This window comes from Acidovorax sp. GW823-FHT01C06, assembly GCF_058798375.1.
This window is the reverse complement of sequence record NZ_JBXAKN010000002.1, coordinates 268929-287704: the sequence shown is the minus strand read 5'-3', so window position 1 is coordinate 287704 and position 18776 is coordinate 268929. Positions and strand designations below refer to the sequence as shown.

The window sequence follows — 18776 nt, the reverse complement described above, 5'->3', positions numbered from 1 at the left end:
CCTGTCAGGAAACTCGCGCGGCGGCTCGGGTCAAACGGGGCGTGTTCAGCCCTTCTTGACTTCCTTCACCTCGGCATCGACCACGTTGTCGTCGTCGGGCTTGCTGCTGGAGGAGGACGATGCCTGCTGACCACCCGATGCGTCGCCCGCACCGGCGCCGGCTGCCGCCTGCGCTGCCTGTGCGTCGGCATACATCTTCTCGCCCAGCTTCTGGCTGGCGGCCATCAGGGCCGTGGTCTTCTCGTCAATCGCGGCCTTGTCCTCGCCCTTGAGGACTTCTTCCAGCGCCTTCACGGCGGCGGTGATCGCGTCCTTCTCGCCTGCGTCGAGCTTGTCGCCGTGTTCGGCCAGGCTCTTGTTCACGCTGTGCACGGCGGCCTCGCCCTGGTTGCGGGCCTGCACCAGCTCCAGCTTCTTCTTGTCGTCGGCGGCGTTGAGCTCGGCGTCCTTCACCATCTGCTGGATTTCTTCTTCCGACAGGCCGGAGTTGGCTTTGATGGTGATCTTGTTTTCCTTGCCCGTGCCCTTGTCCTTGGCGCCCACGTGCAGGATGCCGTTGGCGTCGATGTCGAACGACACCTCGATCTGCGGCACGCCGCGCGATGCGGGTGGAATGCCTTCCAGATTGAACTCGCCCAGCAGCTTGTTGCCCGTGGCCATCTCACGCTCGCCCTGGTAGACCTTGATGGTCACGGCGGGCTGGTTGTCGTCAGCCGTCGAGAAGGTCTGCGCGAACTTCGTCGGGATGGTCGTGTTCTTCGTGATCATCTTGGTCATCACGCCGCCCAGCGTCTCGATGCCCAGCGACAGCGGCGTCACGTCCAGCAGCAGCACGTCCTTGCGGTCGCCCGAGAGCACCTGGCCCTGGATGGCGGCGCCCACGGCCACGGCTTCGTCGGGGTTCACGTCCTTGCGGGGTTCCTTGCCGAAGAATTCCTTGACCTTCTCCTGCACCTTGGGCATGCGCGTCATGCCGCCCACCAGGATCACGTCATGGATGTCGGAGACCGACACGCCGGCGTCCTTGATCGCCATGCGGCAGGGGGCGATGGTGCGCTCGATCAGCTCTTCCACCAGCGCTTCGAGCTTGGAGCGCGTGAGCTTGATGTTCAGGTGCTTCGGGCCCGAGGCATCGGCGGTCACGTAGGGCAGGTTGATGTCGGTCGAGGCCGAGTTCGACAGCTCGATCTTGGCCTTCTCGGCCGCTTCCTTCAGACGCTGCAGGGCCAGAACGTCGTTCTTGAGGTTGACGCCCGACTCCTTCTTGAACTCGTCAATGATGTAGTCGATGATGCGCTGGTCGAAGTCTTCTCCGCCCAGGAAGGTGTCGCCGTTGGTCGACAGCACTTCGAACTGCTTTTCGCCGTCCACGTCGGCGATTTCGATGATGGACACGTCGAACGTGCCGCCACCCAGGTCATACACCGCGATCTTGCGGTCGCCCTTTTCCTGCTTGTCCAGGCCGAAGGCCAGTGCCGCGGCGGTGGGCTCGTTGATGATGCGCTTGACGTCCAGGCCGGCGATGCGGCCGGCGTCCTTGGTGGCCTGGCGCTGTGCGTCGTTGAAGTACGCGGGCACGGTGATGACGGCTTCCGTCACGGGCTCGCCCAGGTAGTCCTCGGCCGTCTTCTTCATCTTGCGCAGGATGTCGGCGGACACCTGCTGGGCCGACAGCTTGTTGCCGCGCACTTCGATCCAGGCGTCGCCGTTGTCGGCGGCCACAATCTTGTAGGGCATCAGGTCGATGTCCTTTTGCACTTCCTTCTCGGTGAACTTGCGGCCGATCAGGCGCTTGACGGCGTACAGCGTGTTCTTGGGGTTGGTCACGGCCTGGCGCTTGGCCGAGGCGCCGACGAGGATCTCGCCGTCTTCCTGGTAGGCCACGATGGAGGGCGTGGTCCGCGCGCCTTCGCTGTTCTCGATCACGCGCGTCGTGTTGCCTTCCATGATGGACACGCAGCTGTTGGTGGTACCGAGGTCAATGCCGATGATTCTTCCCATGATTTTTCTCCGAATGCTGGAATGGTTTGGATGGCTAGTAACTTGTGGATAACTCGTGGGGGTTCAAGTCATCCGTGCTGATTTATTTGAGGATTTACTTCGGGGCCGTGACGGTGACAAGCGCCGGGCGCAGCACGCGCTCGGCGATCACGTAGCCCTTTTGCAGCACGGCCACGACGGTATTGGCTTCCTGCTCGGCAGGCACCACGCTGATGGCTTGGTGCTGGTGGGGGTCGAACTTGGCGCCGGCGGCAGGGTTGATGGCCAGCACCTTGTTGCGCTCCAGGGCCGAGGTCAGCTGGCGCAGGGTGGCGTCGGCGCCCTCGCGCAGCTGCTGGGGCGTGGCTTCCTTGATGGCCAGCGCGGCATCCAGGCTGTCGGCCACGGGCAGCAGGCTTTCGGCAAAGCTCTCGATGCCGAATTTCCGCGCCTTGGAGACCTCGTCTTCGGCGCGGCGGCGGGCGTTCTCGGCCTCGGCCTTGGCACGCAGGAACTGGTCGGCCAGGTCAGCGCTCTTGGCCTTGAGTTCGGCCAGCTCGCCCTGCAGCCGCGCCAGCTCGTCGGAGGCGTGGGCTGCCATGGCGGCTTCAACTTCTTCGGGGGCGGGGGCGCTCTGTGGGGGGATGGGTTGGCTGGTGTCTGACATGTCGTGGTCTAAAAGTGGATAAAAGTAGTACGCGCGGGAGGTGGGGACATGCCCGCGCATTTCAAGGTCTGGCGAAGGGGCATGTGGCTGTGGGCCCATGCCCGGCGTGTTTTGCTGTAAAGCATGTCGTCCCGCCCGGCGGATTTGCAAGGGCCAGGGCGCGACAAGGCCGCATTTTCGGGAGGGATGCCGCTCTTGGAAAGCTCCTGAGTGTACAAGCGGCCAGGAGCGGGCTATAATTGCCGGCTTTGCCTTGCCACACTGCTCACGACGCAGCAGGTGGTCTTACCCAAAAGGAGTATGCATGCGTCATTACGAAATCATTTTGTTGATCCATCCGGATCAAAGCGAACAGGTTCCAGCCATGCTGGAGCGCTACAAGGGCATGATCACCGCTGGCGGTGGCAAGGTGCACCGCGTGGAAGACTGGGGCCGCCGTCAACTGGCGTACCTGATCAACAAGCTGGCCAAGGCCCACTACCTGTGCGTGAACATCGAAGCCGACCAGGCCGTGATGGCTGAACTGGAGCACGCCTTCAAGTTCAACGACGCCGTGCTGCGCCACCTGACGGTTCAGAAGAAGAAGGCCGATACCGGTCCGTCTTCCATGATGAAGACCGTCGAGCGCGAAGAAGCCCGCAAGGCCAGCCAAGCTGAATACGCAGCGGCCGGCGGCGAGCGCGGCGAGCGCTGATCCTTCCTCGTTGGAGTGGAGAACCGCGTTGTCTTGACCGCCTGTATCGCAGAGGCTGAACCCTTGCGCTACACGCCTGCCGGATTGCCTGCCATCGCCCTGCGGCTCGAACACGAGTCCCAGCAAACCGAAGCAGGCCATCCCCGCGAGGTCAAGGCCACCATGAAAGCCGTCGCCTTTGGTGCGATGGCCGAGCGCCTGGCAAGGCAGAACATCGGAAGTCTCTGGACTTTCAATGGATTCCTCGCCACACCGCGCAATGGCAAGAACGCAGTGCTCCACATCCAGGATATTCAACAAAATTAATTTGCAAGGGGTCCGCAATGGCCACGTTCAAGAAGTTCAACAAAGACAAGCGCCCAAAGCGCAACACCCAGTCCCTGCTGTTCAAGCGCAAGCGCTTTTGCCGCTTCACGGTGACGGGTGTTGAAGAAATCGACTACAAGGATGTCGACACGCTGCGCGATTTCATCGCCGAAAACGGCAAGATCATCCCCGCGCGCCTGACCGGCACGCGCGCCATCTTCCAGCGTCAGCTGAACACCGCCATCAAGCGCGCCCGCTTCCTGGCCCTGGTGCCTTACAGCGACCAGCACAAGATCTAAGGAGCACAACCCATGCAAATCATCCTGCTCGACAAGGTTGTGAACCTCGGCAACCTCGGCGAAATCGTCAAGGTCAAGGACGGCTACGCCCGCAACTTCCTGATCCCCGCTGGCCGCGCCCGCCGTGCCACCGAAGCTGCCAAGGCAGAATTCGAAGCCAAGCGCGCTGAACTCGAAAAGGCAGCTGCCGCCAAGCTGGCAGAAGCCCAGGCCCAAGGCGAGAAGCTGGCTGGCACCACCGTCAAGCTGACGCAAAAGGCTGGCGTGGACGGCCGTCTGTTTGGTTCCGTGACCAACCACGACATCGCCGAAGAGCTGAACAAGCAAGGCTACAAGGTCGCGAAGTCGCAGATCCGCCTGCCCAACGGCCCTATCAAGGTCGTGAGCGAAAGCACCGTGAACGTTGCTCTGCACACCGATGTGGTGGTGGAAGTGACCGTGTCGGTCTACGGCGAGACCGCCTGATCGGCCATTTCCGGCCCTGGAGCTGGAATGTCGCAAGGCCGCCTTCGGGCGGCCTTTGTTTTTTTGGCCCCACTGCGCCATACAGGCTTGCCCACCGGCTGCCCACCCGTTATCCACAGACTTGTGCCATGACGGCGCGCCGTGCACACGCTAGCATGCAAGGCTTGCCGTGCGCTGCGGTTTGCCGCCAGACCACGCGCCCAGCCGGCCGTCGACGCATCCCTTTCCGCTTTCAAGAAACTGTTGCCCATGTCCGCCGTCTTTCCTGCCCTTGATGATGGCTTCACGCCCGTGCCCGACCGTGAAGTGGCGCAGCTGCGCGTGCCGCCGCACTCCATCGAGGCCGAATCCAGCGTGCTCGGCGGCCTGCTGCTGGACAACAACGCCTGGGACCGCGTGGGCGACCTGCTGGTGGAGAGCCACTTCTACCGGCACGAGCACCAGATGGTGTATTCGGCCATCGGTGCGCTGATCAATGCCAGCAAGCCGGCCGACGTCATCACCGTCTTCGAGCACCTGCAGAACCAGGGCAAGGCGCAGGAAATGGGCGGGCTGGCCTACCTGAACAACCTGGCCCAGTACGTACCCAGCGCCAGCAACATCCGCCGCTATGCGGAGATCGTGCGCGAGCGCGCCATCCTGCGCAAGCTGGTCACGGCCAGCGATGAAATCTCCACCAATGCGTTCAACCCGCAGGGCAAGACGGTCGAGCGCATCCTGGACGAGGCCGAGGCCAAGATCTTTGCGATCGGGGAGGAGGGTTCCCGCACCAAGCAGGGCTTCCAGTCGCTCGACACCCTGGTGATCGACCTGCTCGACCGGGTGCAGGAGATGGCGGACAACCCGGTGGACGTGACCGGCGTTCCCACCGGCTTTGCCGACCTGGACCGCATGACCTCGGGCCTGCAGGCGGGCGACATGGTGGTGCTGGCGGCGCGTCCGTCCATGGGCAAGACCTCGTTCGCGGTGAACATCGCCGAGCACGTGGCGCTCAACGAAGGCCTGCCGGTCGCCATCTTCTCGATGGAAATGGGCGCCGCCCAGCTGGCGGTGCGTATCGTGGGTTCCATCGGCCGCGTGAACCAGGGCAACCTGCGCACGGGCAAGCTGACCGACGACGAGTGGCCCCGCCTGACCGAGGCGATCGAAAAGCTGCGCACCGTGTCGCTGCACATCGACGAGACGCCGGGCCTGACACCTGGCGAGCTGCGCGCGAACGCCCGGCGCCTCGCGCGCCAATGCGGCAAGCTCGGACTGATCGTGGTGGATTACCTGCAGCTCATGAGCGGCTCGGGGGCCGGCAGCTCCGACAACCGTGCCACCGAGCTGGGCGAAATCTCCCGGGGCCTCAAGATGCTGGCCAAGGAACTGCAGTGCCCGGTGATCGCGCTGTCGCAGCTCAACCGCTCGGTGGAGCAGCGCACCGACAAACGCCCCATGATGTCCGACCTGCGCGAATCCGGCGCCATCGAGCAGGATGCCGACATCATCATGTTCATCTACCGCGACGACTACTACAACAAGGACTCGAAGGAGCCCAACGTCGCGGAGGTCATCATCGGCAAGCAGCGGAACGGCCCCACCGGCACCGTGAAACTGTTCTTCCAGAAGAACCAGACGCGTTTCGAGAACCTGGCGATGGGCTCGGGCGACGATTTCTAATAAAAATAGCTGCCAGCGCTTGTTGTATAAGCGCTGGCAGCTATTGAATTGATAGCGTTCTCTCAGTGCCCGGGTGAGGGGACTGTGCAACGCCTGCGTGGCTGCTGACGTTGTGTGGTGGTTGCCCTTACTGTCGCAGCGCCCACACCAGCAAGCCAGCGCAGCCGGCCGCCAGAACACCCATGGCCACCGTGAGCCGCCGGTGGCGCTGGCGCAGCACTTCCACCGCCTGCACCACCTGGGCGTTCTGTTCGGCCAGGGACTGGATCAGCACCGCTGATTCCTGCTGCTCCTGCTCCAGCCGCGCGACGCGGTCCCGCAGATGCTGCAACTGCAGCGCGACCGGAATGGCGGGCTCGCCGCCGGCACCCTCGAGTGCACCTGCCGCAGCATCGGCATTCCCTTTTTGCGTGGTGCCCAGCAGCTTCCTGGCCGCCTGCAGGATCTGGGGCGTCGCCTCGATGACGTCGCCCCAGGGCACCAGTTTCAGTGCCGCGACCCAGCCCGCCGCCAACTCAGAGCACCTCGCTGGCGAAGTCCGCCAGGCGCGAGCGCTCGCCGCGCGCCAGCGTGATGTGCCCGCTGTGTGGCCAGCCCTTGAAGCGGTCCACGGCGTAGGTCAGGCCTGACGAGCCTTCGGTGAGGTAGGGCGTGTCGATCTGCGCCAGATTGCCCATGCAGATGATCTTGGTGCCGGGGCCGGCCCGGGTGATCAGCGTCTTCATCTGCTTGGGCGTCAGGTTCTGTGCCTCGTCGATGATCACGTACTTGTTCAGGAAGGTGCGCCCGCGCATGAAGTTCATGCTCTTGATCTTGATGCGGCTGCGGATGAGTTCGTTGGTGGCGGCGCGGCCCCACTCGCCCGCATTGCCGCCGTCGCCCTTGGCCAGGAACTCCAGGTTGTCGTCCAGCGCGCCCATCCAGGGGCCCATCTTTTCCTCCTCGGTGCCGGGCAGGAAGCCGATGTCCTCGCCCACGCTCACCGTGGCGCGGGTCATGATGATCTCGGTGTAGCGGCGGTCGTCCAGCACCTGGGTCAGGCCCGCGGCCAGGGCCAGCAGGGTCTTGCCGGTGCCCGCCGTGCCCGTCAGGGTCACGAAGTCGATCTCGGGGTCCATGAGCAGGTTCATGGCGTAGTTCTGCTCGCGGTTGCGCGTGGTCACGCCCCACACCGCGTGCTTGGCCGAGCCGTAGTCCTTGAGCGTCTGCAGCACCGCCGTCTTCTCGCGGATCTCGCTCACGCGGGCGAACAGGCTGGGCTCGCCGGGCGCTTCGAAGTACACGAACTGGTTGATCATCAGCTGCGGCACGATGGGCCCGCCGATGCGGTAGTAGGTGTGCGCGCCGCTTTGCCAGCTTTCGACGTTCTTGCCGCTCTTGGCCCAGAAGTCCGGGGGCAGGGCCAGCACACCGGCGTAGAGCAGGTCGCCGTCCTCCAGCGTCTTGTCGTTCTGGTAGTCCTCCGCCGTCAGGCCCAGCGCGCGCGCCTTCACGCGCATGTTGATGTCCTTGGACACCAGCACCACTTCACGCGGGGCGTGCAGCTTGCGCAGGGCCTCGACCACGCCCAGGATCTGGTTGTCGGCCTTGCCCGGTGGCAGGCTGGTGGGCAGGCTGTAGTCCAGGGGCGCGGTCTGGAAATACAGGCAGCCGCCGGCCGCGCGCTGCCCCGTGGAGTCAAGTTTCAGGCCGCGCGCGATGTCGGCGCCTTGTGCGGCTGCCAGCGCATCCAGCGTGCGGCTGGCCTGGCGGCCATTGCGGGCCACTTCGGTCATGCCCTTCTTGTGGCCGTCGAGTTCTTCCAGCACGATCATCGGCAGGAAGATGTCGTGTTCCTCGAAGCGGAACAGGCTGGTCGGGTCGTGCAGCAGGACGTTGGTGTCCAGCACGAAGAGCTTGGTGGGACCTTGCGGCGCGGACTTTCTGCCGCGCGTGCTGGCGGGTGCGGCAGCAGCGCCGGCCGCCACGGAGTTGCCGCCGGTGGTGCGTGCCTTGCGGGTGCTGGTCGGGCGGGAGGCGGGCACGGCTGCGGGCTCCGGCGCGCGGGAGCGGGTCTCCACCTGGACAAGGGGTGCCGTGCTCGGTGCGGCCGTGGCCGAAGCCACGCTGTCCGCCTTGCGCCCCGAGCGGGCAGCGGGTGTGGCCGCACGTGCTGGTGGCGCCACAACGGGTTCATTGGCGGAGGCTTGCGACACCCGGGGGCGGGCTGCGACTTCAAAGGCTTCTGGCGCGAGGAGTGCGGCGCGCCGGCTGGGGGCGGGGGGCAGGGGCATGGTGGCGGGGCCTCGGTCGGTAATGGGAAAGACGGTCAGAAAGCAAAAAGCCGCCTGGAGACCAAGGCGGCTTTGGGGTGGCAGGGGGCAGGCGTTGCGGTAACCAGGGGCATAAATCCATTATGCCTACTCGCGATGTCTTGCCTGGGCAAAACCAGCGGGTTGTCGCTTTGAAGCCCCAAGGTGCGGATCAGGCGGCTTTTTTCAGGGCCTTGATGGATTTGACGGCCTTCAGGACTTCGTCCACGTGGCCCGGCACTTTCAGGCCGCGCCACTCTTGCACCAGCAGGCCATCGGGGCCGATCAGGAAGGTGCTGCGCTCGATGCCCTTGACCTTCTTGCCGTACATGATCTTGTTCTTGACCACGCCGAACATGTGGCACATCTTCTCTTCGGTGTCGGCGATCAGTTCGAAGGGCAGTTCCAGCTTTTCCTTGAAATCGTCGTGCGACTTCATGTTGTCGCGCGAAACGCCGAACACCGCGGCGCCTGCCTTCACGAAGTCCTTGTACTTGTCGCGGAACTGCATGGCCTCCGTCGTGCAGCCAGGCGTGTTGTCCTTGGGATAGAAGTAGAGAACCAGAATCTGGCCAAGGTGGGAGGTATTGGAAACCTTGATACCACCGGTTGCGTTGGCTTCAAATTCAGGGAGGGGTTTGTTGACAACGATCGCCATATCACTTCAATCTCTCAGGATGTAGTCGTTGGTAAGCCGGGGGAGCGGGTGTGTTATTGCTCTTGGAAGTGCCCCCGACCGCAACCGGTGATTTTACCCCGAAATCGATTGCCAGCCAAATGTAAGACAGTGTGTCCGCGTCGGCGTCTGCGGGTATGGAGGGAGGGGCTGCCGGGGCGCTGCGGGGCTGGGGAGCCGGGTCTCCGCCGGCGGGCGGCCTGCCCTCTGGCGGCGTTTCAGTCTTCCAGGATCAGCGCGACCACCACGTTGCGGCCTTCGCTGGCCAGGATGTTGTAGGTGCGGCAGGCCGCGGGCGTGTCCATGGTCTCCAGGCCCAGCCTCCGCGCAATGAGGGGGGCGAGCCAGGCCGGCGGCGGAAAGCGGTTGCGCGTGCCGCTGCCGAAGATGATGAGTTCCGTCTCCAGTTGCGCCAGCTGCGCGAAGTGTTCCGGCGTCAGGTCTTCGAAGCGGGCACATGGCCACGCCTGGCGCAATCCGCCAGACCCCACGATGACGCTGTGGGTGATCTTTTCCGCGTCGATGCCGATCCAGCCGGGGCCGTAGCCGCTGATGGTCTGTGCGTTCGAGCGGTCGGGCTGGAATTTCATGGGCGTTGGTGCGGGTTGCAGGCGCTGGCGCAGCGGGTGCGCAAGGGCGCACGGCCCGGCAGCGGTGGTGATCTGTGGTCAAATTATAGGTTTCGCCAAGGTGCCAGCCGCTCTGGCCGCCACCTGACCCCACTGCACCACCGTCAGCGCATGAAAACCGTCCAAAAATCCGCCAAGCTCGCCAACGTCTGCTACGACATCCGGGGGCCCATCATGGACGCGGCCAAGCAGATGGAGGAAGACGGCCACAAGATCATCAAGCTCAATATCGGCAACCTGGCCGTGTTCGGCTTCGATGCGCCCGAGGAAATCCAGCTGGACATGATTCGCAACCTGCCCAATTCGGCGGGTTACTCGGACAGCAAGGGCATCTTCGCGGCGCGCAAGGCGGTGATGCACGAGACGCAAAAGCAGGGCATCAAGGGCGTGATGCTCGATGACATCTACCTGGGCAACGGCGCCAGCGAACTCATCGTGATGGCCACCAATGCGCTGCTGGACAACGGCGACGAACTGCTGCTGCCGTCACCCGACTACCCGCTGTGGACGGCGGCCGCCAGCCTGTCGGGCGGTACGCCCGTGCACTACCTGTGCGACGAGGCCAATGGCTGGATGCCGGACCTCGATGACATCCGCGCGAGGATCACGCCCCGCACCAAGGGCATCGTGGTCATCAACCCGAACAATCCCACGGGCGCGCTGTATTCGGACGATCTGCTCAAGGGCATCGTGGCCATCGCGCGCGAGCATGGCCTGGTGATCTTTGCCGACGAGGTGTACGACAAGGTGCTGTACGACGGCGCCAGGCACACGGCCATTGGCTCGCTGAGCGAGGACGTGCTCACGCTCACCTTCAATTCGCTGTCCAAGAGCTACCGCTCCTGCGGCTACCGCGCCGGCTGGCTGGTGGTGTCGGGCGACAAGAAGCCCGCCAGGGACTACATCGAGGGCCTGAACATGCTCTCGAACATGCGCCTGTGCGCCAACGTGCCGGGCCAGTGGGCGGTGCAGACGGCGCTGGGCGGCTACCAGAGCATCAACGAGCTGGTGAACGAAGGCGGGCGCCTGCGCAAGCAGCGTGATCTGGCGTATGAGCTCATCACCGCCATCCCCGGCGTCACCTGCGTGAAGCCGCGTGCGGCGCTGTACATGTTTCCTCGCCTGGACCCTGCGGTCTATCCCATCGCGGACGACCAGCAGTTCTTCCTGGAGCTTCTGCAGGAGACCAAGGTCATGCTGGTGCAGGGCACGGGCTTCAACTGGGCCGCGCCGGACCATTTCCGCATCGTGTTCCTGCCCCACGAAGACGACCTGCGCGACGCCATCGGCCGCGTGGCGCGCTTCCTGGAGCAATACCGCAAGCGCGCGCAGGCGGCTGCGGTGGCCGCATGAGGCGGCGCGCCGCCGCGTGAAGGCCTGCTCCATGCGCATCCGCTCAGCTGCCTGCCGCGCCGGGGTGTTCCTGGCGTATGCGCTGGCGCTCGCCGCCGCATTCCTGCCGCCTGCGCAGGCGGATGGCAAGGGCGCCGTCAGCTTCCAGCACAAGGACTGGGCCCTGCAATGCGACAACACCCTCGCCTGCCGGGCCGTGGGCTACCAGTCCGAGTCCGGCGACTCCGGGCCCGTCTCCATCCTCCTGGTGCGCGAAGCCGGGCCCGGCACGCCGGTGCGGGTCGATCTGCAGGTGTCCACGGAAAAAGCCAGCCCCGCCGCGTTGCACCTCAAGGTGGGAAGGCTGTCGCTGGCCGGGCTGAAAGGCGACGCCCCGCAGGTGCCCGCGGACCAGGTGCCCCGCCTGCTGCAGGAACTGCTCAAGAATGAAGAGGCCACCGTGAGCGCTGGCAAGGACCAGTGGGCGCTTTCGCTCGCCGGGGCCAGTGCCGTGCTGCTCAAGATGGACGAGGCCCAGGGCCGCGTGGGCACCCCGGGCGCGCTGGTGCGCCGTGGCACGCGGCCCGAGTCTTCCGTGCTGCCACCCGTGCCGGCCCCGGTGGTCAAGGCCGTGAGCCCGCTGCCCACGCGCCCGGGGGATGCCGCCCTGGCCAAGCCCCTGCTCGCGGCGCTGGACCGTGCCAGCGTGGAAGACCAGTGCAATGGCGACCCGTTCAACCCGGCCAATGCGCAGGTGCACCGCCTGACGGAGCGCAAGGTGCTGCTGTCCGTGCCCTGCGGCATGGGAGCCTACAACTTCAGCAGCCTGCTCTGGATCGCCAGCGACCGGCCTCCCCACAAGCCAGTGTTCCTGGCCGATGTGGACGGGGACTTCGACCCCGCCACGGGCAGCGTGCATTCGGCGATGAAAGGGCGCGGCATCGGCGACTGCTGGTGGGTGCGCCAGTGGCAGTTCGATGGCCAGGGCTTTGTGCTGGCCAGCGAATCCGGAGACAGCATGTGCCGTGGCTTTGCCGGTGGCGCATGGCAATTGCCCACCTATGTCACGCGGTGATCCTGGTGCTGCACCCCATCGCTTCCTGGTTCCTTTAAAAAATCCTTAGTTACTCCACCACCATGGCTATGAAACCCATCCAAGTAGGCCTTCTGGGCATCGGCACCGTCGGCAGCGGCGTATTCAACGTGTTGCAACGCAACCAGGACGAGATCAGCCGCCGCGCTGGCCGTGGCATCGAGATCACCATGGTGGCCGATCTGGACGTGGAGCGTGCCAGATCGGTCGTGGGCGCCGGCATCCAGGTCGTCAACGATGCCCGCGCCGTCATCGCCAACCCCGACATCGACATCGTCATCGAACTCATCGGCGGCTACGGCATCGCCCGCGCACTGGTGCTGGAGGCCATCGCGGCCGGCAAGCACGTGGTCACCGCCAACAAGGCGTTGCTGGCCGTGCACGGCACCGAGATCTTCGCGGCCGCATCGGCCAAGGGCGTGATGGTGGCCTTCGAGGCCGCCGTGGCCGGGGGCATCCCCATCATCAAGGCGCTGCGCGAAGGCCTCACCGCCAATCGTATCCAGTGGATCGCCGGCATCATCAACGGCACCACCAACTTCATCCTGTCCGAGATGCGCAGCAAGGGCCTGGACTTCGACGTGGTGCTCAAGGAAGCCCAGCGCCTGGGCTACGCCGAGGCCGACCCCACCTTCGACATCGAAGGCGTGGATGCCGCGCACAAGGTCACGCTGATGAGCGCCATCGCCTTCGGCATCCCGGTGCAGTTCGACAAGGCTTATGTCGAAGGCATCACCAAGCTCGGTGCCGCCGACATCAGGTACGCCGAGCAACTGGGCTACCGCATCAAGCTCCTGGGCATCACCAAGCGCGCCGACAAGGGCATCGAACTGCGCGTGCACCCGAGCCTGGTGCCTTCCAAGCGCCTCATCGCCAACGTGGAGGGCGCCATGAACGCCGTGGTGGTGCAGGGGGATGCCGTGGGCACCACGCTGTACTACGGCAAGGGCGCGGGCAGCGAGCCCACCGCCAGCGCCGTGATCGCCGACCTGGTGGACATCGCCCGCCTGCACACGGCCGACCCTGAGCACCGCGTGCCGCACCTGGCCTTCCAGCCGCACACGCTGACCGACGCCATGGGCGCGTCGCCGGTGCTGCCCATGAGCGAAGTGGTCACCAGCTACTACCTGCGCCTGCGCGTGGCCGACCAGGCCGGCGTGCTCGCCAAGGTCACGGGCCTGCTGGCCGAGGCGGGCGTGAGCATCGACGCGGTGCTGCAGCGCGAGGCCGATGAAGTGGGCGGCGAAGGCTCCACCCAGACCGACCTCATCATCCTCACGCACGACACCCGCGAAGGCACCATGGACGCCGTCATCGCCCAGATGCAGGCCCTGCCCACGGTGCTGGCGCCCATCACGCGCATCCGCAAAGAGGAACTGAACTGATGCTGTACATCTCCACCCGCGGCCATGCCGACCGCAAGCATTTCTGCGACATCCTGCTCGAAGGCCTGGCCCCCGATGGCGGCCTGTACCTGCCCGAGCACTACCCGCAGGTCAACGACGCCATGCTCACGCGCCTGCGCAAGGCCTACCACGAGCAGGGCTACGCCGAGCTGGCCTTCCAGATCCTGTCGCTGTACATCGACGACATCCCTGCCGCCGATCTGAAAGCCATCTGCGCCAAGACGTACACCGCCGAAGTCTTCGGCACGGGCGAGATCGTGCCCCTGCGCCACCTCGAGGACGGCCTGTGGCTCGAAGCCCTGTCCAACGGCCCCACGCTGGCCTTCAAGGACATGGCCATGCAGCTCCTGGGCAATCTGTTCGAGTACGAACTGAACCGCCGTGGCGAAGAGCTCAACATCCTGGGTGCCACGAGTGGCGACACCGGAAGCGCGGCCGAGTACGCCATGCGCGGCAAGAAGGGCGTGCGCGTCTTCATGACCAGCCCTCACGGCCGCATGAGCGCCTTCCAGCAGGCGCAGATGTTCAGCCTGCAGGACAAGAACATCCACAACATCGCCATCGAAGGCGTATTCGACGACTGCCAGGACATCGTCAAGGCCGTCTCGAACGACCTGGCCTTCAAGCGCAAGTACAAGATTGGCACCGTCAACTCCATCAACTGGGCGCGCCTGCTGGCGCAGGTGGTGTACTACTTCGCGGGTTACATCCAGGCCACGGAGAACAACAGCCAGAAGGTCAGCTTCACGGTGCCTTCGGGCAACTTCGGCAACGTCTGCGCCGGCCATGTGGCGCGCATGATGGGCCTGCCGATCGACAAGCTGGTGGTGGCCACCAACGAGAACGACGTGCTCGACGAGTTTTTCCGCACTGGTGCGTATCGCGTGCGCGCTGCGGCCGATACACACGAAACATCGAGCCCCTCGATGGACATCAGCAAGGCCAGCAACTTCGAGCGGTTCATCTTCGACCTGCTGGGCCGCAACGGCCAGCGTACGAACGCGTTGTTTGCCAAAGCACTGCCCGCATATGGCCGGTTCGATTTGAGCGCCGACCCGCTGTTTGCCGAGGCCGCCACCAAGTACGGCTTTGAAAGCGGCAAGAGCACCCATGCCGACCGCCTGGCCACCATCAAGGACAACTATGAGCGCCATGGCGTCACCATCGACACCCACACGGCCGATGGCGTGAAGGTGGCGCGCGAACACCACCAGGACGCCACGGTGCCCATGATCGTGCTGGAGACCGCGCTGCCCATCAAGTTCGCCGAGACCATCGTCGAAGCCCTGGGCCATGCGCCCGAGCGGCCCGCCAAGTTCGCGGGCATCGAAGACCTGCCCAAGCGGGTGCACGTCATGCCTGCCAACGTGCAGTTGGTGAAGCAATACATCGAGCGCCACTGCGCGCCAGCCCTGTAGGCAGGTGGCCAGACAATCCAGAGACGTTATGCCGCTGCGCAGGCGGTGGACGGCTCTGGATGGCTTGATTTGATATGAAAAATGCCCCTGGCGCGTGTCTGATAAGCGTTAGCAGCTATAAATACAATAGCTAACCAAGGAGCAGTGGATGAAGGTTGTCGGTTTCGCCGGTTTTTCCGGCAGTGGCAAGACCACGCTGGTCGAGCAGTTGATTCCCGAGCTGCGGCTGCGGGGGCTGCGCGTGTCGGTGGTCAAGCATGCCCACCACAGTTTTGACCTCGACCATCCGGGCAAGGACACCTACCGCCACCGCGAGGCAGGCGCCTTCGAGGTGGTGGCGGCCTCCGACAAGCGGCTCATGCTCGTGCGCGAGTTCGAGCGGCCCGCCACGCTCAGCGTGCACCACCTGATCGCGGAGCTGTACCCGGGCGTGGACTGGGTGCTGGTGGAGGGCTTCAAGGACAGCGACCTGCTCAAGGTGGAGGTGTGGCGTGCACCCGAGCCCGGGCAGGTGGCCAAGCCCGTGCGCTACCCCGAGGACGACTTCGTGGTCGCCATCGCCACCGATGCACCGCGGGGCCTGCCCGTGTCCACGCAGCTGCCCTTGCTGGACCTCAATGCGCCGGGGCAGGTGGTGGACTGGCTGATCGAGAACCAGCACCGCTTCGACTACGACTGCGAACTCTATGGAGCCGGTCTCGCATGAACCGCCCGAACAACCCCTTGAAGCCCCTCGACGCAGCGTTGGAGGACCTGCTGCCGCAGGCCGCGCCCCTGCAGGGCACCGAGACGGTCACCACCTTCGATGCGGACGGCCGCGTGCTGGCGCAGGACTGCGTCTCGGCCCTGCAGGTGCCCCCGCAGGACAACAGCTCCATGGACGGCTACGCGGTGCGCTGCGCCGATGTGGCGGCCGTGGGGGTGGTGCTGCCCGTGTCGCAGCGCATTGCGGCGGGCAGCGCGGGCGATCCGCTGGTGCCGGGCAGCGCCGCCCGCATCTTCACGGGCGCGCCCGTGCCTGCCGGGGCCGATGCGATCCTGATGCAGGAAGACTGCGAAGCCCTGGCCATGGAGGACGGCCTGGGCCAGGTGCGCATCAACGCCGTGCCCCGGCGGGGCCAATGGATCCGCAGTGCGGGCGAGGACATCACCCGGGGTGCCGTGGTGCTGCCGGCCGGCACACGCCTCACCCCGGCCGAACTGGGGCTGGCCGCCAGCATCGGGCTGCACCAGCTGCAGGTGGCCCGCCGCCCCCGCGTGGCGCTGTTCTCCACGGGCGATGAACTCGTCATGCCCGGCCAGGTACCGCCCGAGCAGATGCGGCCGGGAGCCATCTACAACAGCAACCGCTTCTTCCTGCGCGCCATGCTGCTGCGCCTGGGCTGCGAGGTGACCGACTTTGGCATCGTGCCGGATCGGCGCGACGCCACCATCGACGCCCTGCGCGAGGCGAGTGCCGCACACGACCTGATCCTGACCAGCGGCGGCGTGAGCGTGGGCGAGGAAGACCACATCAAGCCCGCCGTGGAGACGCTGGGCACGCTGGACCTGTGGCAGATCGCCATGAAGCCCGGCAAACCCTTCGCCTATGGCCGCATTGGTGCGGCCCATTTCATGGGCTTGCCGGGCAATCCCGTGTCGAGCTTCCTGACCTTTGCGCTCCTCGTGCGGCCGTTTGTGCTGCGCCTGCAGGGTGTGCACGACGTCGCTCCTCAATCCCTGGCTGCTCGCGCTGATTTCACCTGGCCCAAGGCCGACAAACGCCGCGAATTTCTGCGCGTGCGGCACAACGCGGCGGGGGGGCTGGAGCTGTTCAACAACCAGAGCTCGGGCGTGCTCACCTCCGCCGCCTGGGGCGACGGCGTGGTGGACAACCCGGCGGGCCAGACCATTGCATCTGGCGATACGGTGCGATTTATCTCCTTTGCGGAGTTGTTGTCATGAGAAACCAGCCCCACGCTCCCCACTGTGTGTGGTCGCTGCCCCCCGAGGGGGCCGCTTTTCATCTTGGGGCGGCCCGGCGATGAAAAAGATCACCGTGCGCTACTTCGCCTCGATCCGCGAGGCCATCGGGCAGGGCAGCGAGGCACTGGAGACCTCCGCCACCACGCTGGGTGCCTTGCGCGACGAACTCATCGCACGCGGCGGCGCCCACGCCAGCAGCCTGGCGCGCGGCAGGGCGGTGCGCATGGCGCTCAACCAGACCTTGAGCGACGAATCCGCCACCCTGGCCGAGGGGGCCGAGGTGGCATTTTTCCCTCCGGTTACGGGCGGCTGACGCCAGGCAGCGCCCGCAGGCGCTGCTCCAATGCCTTGGAGGCCGCCGTCATGGGTGCCCGCAGGCCATTGCAGATCTCCCCTGCGTGCGCCAGCATGGCCTTGAGCGGGGCAGGGTTGGGCTCTGCAAAACACGCTTCCACCCAGGGTTGCAGGGCCTGCCACAAGTCGCGGGCCGCGGGCAGATCGCCCAGGCGCAGCAGGGCCATCAACTCCACGAAACGCGGTGTCTGCCAGTGCGCGCAGGCAGAGATGGCACCCGCGCCGCCGAGGGCCAGCGTATGGAAGATCTGCGCGTCTTCGCCCGTCAGCACCTGCAGCCGGCCATCGGCGATCAGGGCCTGCGTCTTGGCGGGGTTGCCGCCGCAGTCCTTGATGGCCTGGATGCGCGGATGCCCCGCCAGCGCCAGCAGCGTCTCGGTGGTGAGCGTGGCGCCCGTGCGGTAAGGAATGTCATAAATCAGCACGGGCGCCGCGCTGGCGTCGGCCAGCGTGCGGAACCAGTGCAGCAGGCCTTCTTGCGAGGGACGGATGTAGTGGGGGGCGGACACCAGCAGGCCCGCAACCGGGTAGTGTGCAAGGGCCTGCACCTGCTCCAGCACCTGGCCCTGGTGGTAGCCCGACACGCCCATCACCACGGGCAAGCCCTGTGCGGCGCTGAGCACTGTTTCCAGCACCTGGAGCTGCTCGGCCTTGTCGAGGGCCGCAGCCTCACCGGTCGAGCCGCAGGCAACGAAGCCCGAAACACCGTCGGCACACAGCCGGGCGGTGAGGGCGGCAAGGGCCGGATGGTCCACGGCGCCGTCCTTGAACGGCGTGACCAGGGCGATCCAGAGCCCGCTGAACGGGGGCTGGTGGGAGGTGGCGGTATCGGTGGCAGACATGCGAAGCATCCTTTCAGGGTTCGACCAGGGGAAGAACCGTCCGGAGGGAGTGCGTGCGGAATGCCGGGGAGTGAAAAGAGAAAAGAAAAAAGGGAATTTCTCTACCAGGTGGTTCCGTCGCTCATCCGGACGGAACCACAGCTCCGGTCAGATGAGCTCTGGTTTTTTGGCTTTGCCCACGCACCGCAACGCCACCGCAGGTGCGGCGGTCATGGCAAAGGGGATGTGTGTGGACATGCGCCGCAGTATAGCGAAGCGCCTGCCGTGTCCCAGGAGTGGTCAGCCTGCCTGCGGTGGCTGGGCCGCATCGTGTGCAGGTTCAGGCGGGGGCGGCACCAGCCCGGGGCATGGCCACGCCAGCAGTTCGGCCAGGCGCGTGACGATCCATGTGGCCTCGGGCACCGACACGCCGGATTCAAGGGTGCACAGCCCCGCATGGATGCGCCGCAGGATCTCGGCCTCGGAAGGCGCCTGCACGTGGTACAGCGTCTGTGCGTGTTCCACCAGGTGGCCCGCCAGGTCTTCGCACAGCTCGTAGCGGGCGCGCACGCCGTCTGCCTTTTCCGTCAGGCGTCCTCGGGTGTCGGTGTACACCGCCATGAAGGAGGGCGGCACGTGGATCTGGTTGTCGTCGTACATGGCTGGGTAGGTGGTGGGAGCGATCAGGCGGCGGAAAAAATGCCCGCCAGAGCGGTTC

At 65.5% G+C, this 18776-nt stretch carries 20 protein-coding genes; 12 read left to right on the top strand and 8 right to left on the bottom strand.

Annotation, left to right across the window (positions count from 1 at the left end; genetic code table 11):
• Window positions 1-45: 45 nt before the first annotated feature.
• Together dnaK and grpE are read right to left on the bottom strand one after the other, a co-directional pair.
• Window positions 46-2001, bottom strand: a complete 1956-nt coding sequence (dnaK, locus tag AC1RCS_RS06865) for a molecular chaperone DnaK (RefSeq protein WP_218295558.1) — start codon at window positions 1999-2001, stop codon at window positions 46-48.
• A 94-nt stretch (window positions 2002-2095) separates the two neighbouring features.
• Window positions 2096-2647 (bottom strand): nucleotide exchange factor GrpE, encoded by a 552-nt coding sequence (grpE, locus tag AC1RCS_RS06860; protein ID WP_218340129.1) that lies wholly within the window; start codon window positions 2645-2647, stop codon window positions 2096-2098.
• A 304-nt stretch (window positions 2648-2951) separates the two neighbouring features.
• Between grpE and rpsF the strand changes: the two genes are divergently transcribed.
• From rpsF to dnaB, 5 genes are all read left to right on the top strand, one after another.
• The gene (rpsF, locus tag AC1RCS_RS06855; RefSeq protein ID WP_094285575.1) at window positions 2952-3341 is read left to right on the top strand and encodes a 30S ribosomal protein S6; all 390 of its coding nucleotides are present in this window, start codon (window positions 2952-2954) and stop codon (window positions 3339-3341) included.
• Between the two features lie 15 nt (window positions 3342-3356).
• Window positions 3357-3647, top strand: coding sequence for a primosomal replication protein N (gene priB, locus AC1RCS_RS06850; RefSeq protein ID WP_492244119.1), 291 nt, complete (start codon window positions 3357-3359; stop codon window positions 3645-3647).
• A gap of 17 nt (window positions 3648-3664) precedes the next feature.
• Complete coding sequence (rpsR, locus tag AC1RCS_RS06845) at window positions 3665-3946, top strand: 30S ribosomal protein S18 (RefSeq protein ID WP_005795932.1); 282 nt, start codon at window positions 3665-3667, stop codon at window positions 3944-3946.
• 12 nt (window positions 3947-3958) lie between these two features.
• On the top strand, window positions 3959-4411 hold the full coding sequence (rplI, locus tag AC1RCS_RS06840; protein ID WP_218295555.1) for a 50S ribosomal protein L9: 453 nt from the start codon (window positions 3959-3961) through the stop codon (window positions 4409-4411).
• Between the two features lie 249 nt (window positions 4412-4660).
• Window positions 4661-6073 (top strand): replicative DNA helicase, encoded by a 1413-nt coding sequence (gene dnaB, locus AC1RCS_RS06835; RefSeq protein WP_218295554.1) that lies wholly within the window; start codon window positions 4661-4663, stop codon window positions 6071-6073.
• A 127-nt stretch (window positions 6074-6200) separates the two neighbouring features.
• Here the strand turns inward: dnaB and AC1RCS_RS06830 are convergent, their stop codons facing one another.
• From AC1RCS_RS06830 to AC1RCS_RS06815, 4 genes are all read right to left on the bottom strand, one after another.
• Window positions 6201-6587 (bottom strand): hypothetical protein, encoded by a 387-nt coding sequence (locus AC1RCS_RS06830; RefSeq protein WP_492244118.1) that lies wholly within the window; start codon window positions 6585-6587, stop codon window positions 6201-6203.
• A gap of 1 nt (window position 6588) precedes the next feature.
• The gene (locus tag AC1RCS_RS06825; protein ID WP_218340131.1) at window positions 6589-8346 is read right to left on the bottom strand and encodes a PhoH family protein; all 1758 of its coding nucleotides are present in this window, start codon (window positions 8344-8346) and stop codon (window positions 6589-6591) included.
• A 190-nt stretch (window positions 8347-8536) separates the two neighbouring features.
• Window positions 8537-9022: a peroxiredoxin gene (locus AC1RCS_RS06820; RefSeq protein WP_184858228.1), complete on the bottom strand. Its 486-nt coding sequence runs from the start codon at window positions 9020-9022 to the stop codon at window positions 8537-8539.
• Between the two features lie 236 nt (window positions 9023-9258).
• Window positions 9259-9630: an Mth938-like domain-containing protein gene (locus AC1RCS_RS06815; RefSeq protein ID WP_492244117.1), complete on the bottom strand. Its 372-nt coding sequence runs from the start codon at window positions 9628-9630 to the stop codon at window positions 9259-9261.
• A gap of 150 nt (window positions 9631-9780) precedes the next feature.
• Between AC1RCS_RS06815 and AC1RCS_RS06810 the strand changes: the two genes are divergently transcribed.
• The 7 genes from AC1RCS_RS06810 (at window position 9781) to moaD (ending at window position 17196) form a co-directional block, all read left to right on the top strand.
• Window positions 9781-11022 carry a pyridoxal phosphate-dependent aminotransferase gene (locus tag AC1RCS_RS06810; RefSeq protein ID WP_492244116.1) on the top strand — a complete coding sequence of 414 codons (1242 nt, stop codon included), beginning with the start codon at window positions 9781-9783 and terminating at the stop codon, window positions 11020-11022.
• Between the two features lie 31 nt (window positions 11023-11053).
• A complete protein-coding gene (locus AC1RCS_RS06805; protein WP_492244115.1) occupies window positions 11054-12076 on the top strand; it encodes a DUF1176 domain-containing protein in 1023 nt (340 codons plus the stop codon).
• A gap of 68 nt (window positions 12077-12144) precedes the next feature.
• Entirely contained in the window at window positions 12145-13479 is a 1335-nt protein-coding gene (locus AC1RCS_RS06800; RefSeq protein WP_218340134.1) for a homoserine dehydrogenase, read from the top strand.
• Entirely contained in the window at window positions 13479-14918 is a 1440-nt protein-coding gene (gene thrC / locus AC1RCS_RS06795) for a threonine synthase (RefSeq protein WP_492244114.1), read from the top strand. Before AC1RCS_RS06800 ends, thrC begins: the two co-directional genes overlap by 1 nt.
• A gap of 148 nt (window positions 14919-15066) precedes the next feature.
• The gene (gene mobB, locus AC1RCS_RS06790) at window positions 15067-15624 is read left to right on the top strand and encodes a molybdopterin-guanine dinucleotide biosynthesis protein B (protein WP_218340137.1); all 558 of its coding nucleotides are present in this window, start codon (window positions 15067-15069) and stop codon (window positions 15622-15624) included.
• Window positions 15621-16862: a molybdopterin molybdotransferase MoeA gene (locus tag AC1RCS_RS06785; protein ID WP_218340138.1), complete on the top strand. Its 1242-nt coding sequence runs from the start codon at window positions 15621-15623 to the stop codon at window positions 16860-16862. Before mobB ends, AC1RCS_RS06785 begins: the two co-directional genes overlap by 4 nt.
• Window positions 16863-16941: 79 nt before the next feature.
• Window positions 16942-17196 (top strand): molybdopterin converting factor subunit 1, encoded by a 255-nt coding sequence (gene moaD, locus AC1RCS_RS06780; protein ID WP_218295545.1) that lies wholly within the window; start codon window positions 16942-16944, stop codon window positions 17194-17196.
• Here the strand turns inward: moaD and dapA are convergent.
• Both dapA and AC1RCS_RS06770 read right to left on the bottom strand, forming a co-directional pair.
• Window positions 17183-18079: a 4-hydroxy-tetrahydrodipicolinate synthase gene (gene dapA, locus AC1RCS_RS06775; protein WP_492244113.1), complete on the bottom strand. Its 897-nt coding sequence runs from the start codon at window positions 18077-18079 to the stop codon at window positions 17183-17185. The two genes, moaD and dapA, sit on opposite strands and share 14 nt — an antisense overlap.
• Window positions 18080-18358: 279 nt before the next feature.
• Window positions 18359-18718 carry a hypothetical protein gene (locus tag AC1RCS_RS06770; RefSeq protein WP_492244112.1) on the bottom strand — a complete coding sequence of 120 codons (360 nt, stop codon included), beginning with the start codon at window positions 18716-18718 and terminating at the stop codon, window positions 18359-18361.
• Window positions 18719-18776: the final 58 nt, after the last annotated feature.

Coding starts and splice junctions, on each gene's coding strand:
- dnaK (WP_218295558.1), bottom strand. CDS start 2,001: ATGGGAAGAATCATCGGCATTGACCTCGGTACCACCAACAGCTGCGTG.
- grpE (WP_218340129.1), bottom strand. CDS start 2,647: ATGTCAGACACCAGCCAACCCATCCCCCCACAGAGCGCCCCCGCCCCC.
- rpsF (WP_094285575.1), top strand. CDS start 2,952: ATGCGTCATTACGAAATCATTTTGTTGATCCATCCGGATCAAAGCGAA.
- rpsR (WP_005795932.1), top strand. CDS start 3,665: ATGGCCACGTTCAAGAAGTTCAACAAAGACAAGCGCCCAAAGCGCAAC.
- rplI (WP_218295555.1), top strand. CDS start 3,959: ATGCAAATCATCCTGCTCGACAAGGTTGTGAACCTCGGCAACCTCGGC.
- dnaB (WP_218295554.1), top strand. CDS start 4,661: ATGTCCGCCGTCTTTCCTGCCCTTGATGATGGCTTCACGCCCGTGCCC.
- AC1RCS_RS06825 (WP_218340131.1), bottom strand. CDS start 8,346: ATGCCCCTGCCCCCCGCCCCCAGCCGGCGCGCCGCACTCCTCGCGCCA.
- AC1RCS_RS06820 (WP_184858228.1), bottom strand. CDS start 9,022: ATGGCGATCGTTGTCAACAAACCCCTCCCTGAATTTGAAGCCAACGCA.
- AC1RCS_RS06815 (WP_492244117.1), bottom strand. CDS start 9,630: ATGAAATTCCAGCCCGACCGCTCGAACGCACAGACCATCAGCGGCTAC.
- AC1RCS_RS06810 (WP_492244116.1), top strand. CDS start 9,781: ATGAAAACCGTCCAAAAATCCGCCAAGCTCGCCAACGTCTGCTACGAC.
- AC1RCS_RS06805 (WP_492244115.1), top strand. CDS start 11,054: ATGCGCATCCGCTCAGCTGCCTGCCGCGCCGGGGTGTTCCTGGCGTAT.
- AC1RCS_RS06800 (WP_218340134.1), top strand. CDS start 12,145: ATGAAACCCATCCAAGTAGGCCTTCTGGGCATCGGCACCGTCGGCAGC.
- thrC (WP_492244114.1), top strand. CDS start 13,479: ATGCTGTACATCTCCACCCGCGGCCATGCCGACCGCAAGCATTTCTGC.
- mobB (WP_218340137.1), top strand. CDS start 15,067: ATGAAGGTTGTCGGTTTCGCCGGTTTTTCCGGCAGTGGCAAGACCACG.
- AC1RCS_RS06785 (WP_218340138.1), top strand. CDS start 15,621: ATGAACCGCCCGAACAACCCCTTGAAGCCCCTCGACGCAGCGTTGGAG.
- moaD (WP_218295545.1), top strand. CDS start 16,942: ATGAAAAAGATCACCGTGCGCTACTTCGCCTCGATCCGCGAGGCCATC.
- dapA (WP_492244113.1), bottom strand. CDS start 18,079: ATGTCTGCCACCGATACCGCCACCTCCCACCAGCCCCCGTTCAGCGGG.
- AC1RCS_RS06770 (WP_492244112.1), bottom strand. CDS start 18,718: ATGTACGACGACAACCAGATCCACGTGCCGCCCTCCTTCATGGCGGTG.